Below are 1936 nucleotides of genomic sequence, written 5' to 3'. Positions count from 1 at the left end.
GCCAGGGAAGGCCCATCGGCGCCCCCGCGAGAGAAAGGCAGGCCGCCGTCTTCAGCTTCCACCCCACGAAGAACATCACCACCGGGGAGGGGGGCATGGTCTGCACCGCCTGCGAGGACGCCGCCGAGAGGGTCTCCGTCCTCAGGCAGCACGGGATGAGCAAGGGGGCCTGGAACCGCTACGCCGCCACGGGGACCCCCCATTACGACCTGCTCTTCCCGGGCCTGAAGTACAACATACTCGACATCCAGGCCGCCAGCGGGAACGACCAGCTGACCCGGCTGGCTTCCTTCAACACCCGGAGGCGGGAGATAGTGAGTATGTACAGGAAGGGGCTGGAGGGCCTGCCGGGTATCGTACTGCCTCCCGAACCCGCCCAAGGGGACGTCCACTCCTGGCACATCCTCACCCCCCTCATCGATATCGACTTCCTTGGCTTCTCACGGGATGAATTTATGGCGAAGATGAGGCAGGTGAACATCGGGACGGCCCTTCACTACCAGGCGCTCCACCTCTTCTCCTACTACGCGAGGGAGTACGGCTGGAAGAGGGGCGACTACCCCGGTGCCGAGTTCGTCAGCGACCGGATAGTGTCGATACCGCTGTTTCCGGCCATGACCGACGACGACGTGGCCGACGTGATAGAGGCGATCCGGCGGATCTGCGGGAGGTGAGGCGCCCTTGGGAAAAGGATCTTTGGACGTTTCGGTGGTGATACCCGTCTTCAACGAGGAGGAATCCCTCCCCGGTCTTTTTGAAAGGCTTTTCCCCGTCATGGAGAGCCTGGACAAGAGCTGGGAGGTGGTCTTCGTCAACGACGGGAGCAGGGACCGGTCGCTCGCCCTGCTGGTCGACAGCGCCGGCAGGCATCCCGGTTCCGTCAGGGTGGTGGACTTCAACGGCAACTTCGGCCAGCACATGGCCATCATGGCCGGATTTTCCGTTTCGAAGGGCAAGGCCATCGTGACCATGGACGCCGACCTGCAGAACCCCCCCGAAGAGATACCCCGGCTCCTGCAGCAGATGGACGCCGGGTATGACGTGGTGGGGACGATCCGGTCCACCAGGAGGGACCCCTTCTTCAGAAAGATCGCCTCAAAGATAGTGAACGAAATCACGAATAAGATAACGGGGCTGAATCTCCACGACTACGGCTGCATGCTGCGGGCCTACAGTCGGCGGGTGGTGGACCTGATCAACAGTTGCCCCGAGTCGACCACCTTCATACCCGCCCTGGCCCAGAAGTTCGCCCTGAACCCGACGGAGATCGAGGTGGGACACTCCGAGAGGGAACTGGGAACATCGAAATACAGCCTGTTCAGGCTCATCAGGCTTAACTTCGACCTGATGACGGGTTTCTCCCTGGTGCCGCTCCAGGCGGTCACAATGCTGGGGCTCCTGATTGCGGGACAGAGTTTCGTCTTCTCCATCTACATGGTCCTGAGGAGGCTCATCGTGGGGCCCGAGGCGGAAGGCCTCTTCACCCTCATGACGATCAATTTTTTCCTCATGGGAGTCACCATGTTCTGCGTAGGCATAGCCGGGGAGTACATCGGCAGGATCTTCCAGGAAATCCGCAAGCGTCCCAGGTTCCTGGTGAACCGGGTCTACGGCGATGAGGATGAGTGACAGGCCCGGGACGGTGGTATTCGCCTACAGCGAGGTGGGACACCGGTGCCTGAAGACGCTGATGGACCTGGGAGCCGATATCAGGGGCGTTCTCACCTACGAGGACGACAAGAGCGAGAACACCTGGTTCAAATCAGTGAAGGAACTGGCCCTGGCGGGCGGGGTTCCCGTCTTTACTCCTGCCAGCCCCGGTGATCCTCCCGCGGTGGAACTCGTCAAGAACCTGAAACCGGAGGTCATCTTTTCCTTTTATTACCGCGACATGATCCCCAAGGCCATCCTCTATCTTCCGCGCCTCGGTGCCTTC

Annotated in this window: 3 protein-coding genes; all 3 read left to right on the top strand. The window is 61.2% G+C overall.

The genetic code is table 11. The features are described from left to right. Positions 1-674, top strand: a 674-nt coding sequence (locus GX108_08515; protein ID NLO57064.1) for a UDP-4-amino-4,6-dideoxy-N-acetyl-beta-L-altrosamine transaminase, incomplete at its 5' end; no start/stop codon positions are given. A gap of 7 nt (positions 675-681) precedes the next feature. Continuing rightward, positions 682-1629, top strand: a complete 948-nt coding sequence (locus GX108_08510) for a glycosyltransferase (GenBank protein NLO57063.1) — start codon at positions 682-684, stop codon at positions 1627-1629. Beyond that, on the top strand, positions 1622-1936 hold a 315-nt coding region (locus tag GX108_08505; protein NLO57062.1), incomplete at its 3' end, for a formyltransferase. The genes GX108_08510 and GX108_08505, both read left to right, overlap by 8 nt.

It is taken from the genome of Thermovirga sp., from assembly GCA_012523215.1.
In the GTDB taxonomy this organism is placed as follows: Bacteria; Synergistota; Synergistia; order Synergistales; family Thermovirgaceae; genus 58-81.
The sequence above is the reverse complement of the archived record's forward strand: the minus strand, read 5'-3'. Positions and strand labels throughout refer to the sequence as shown.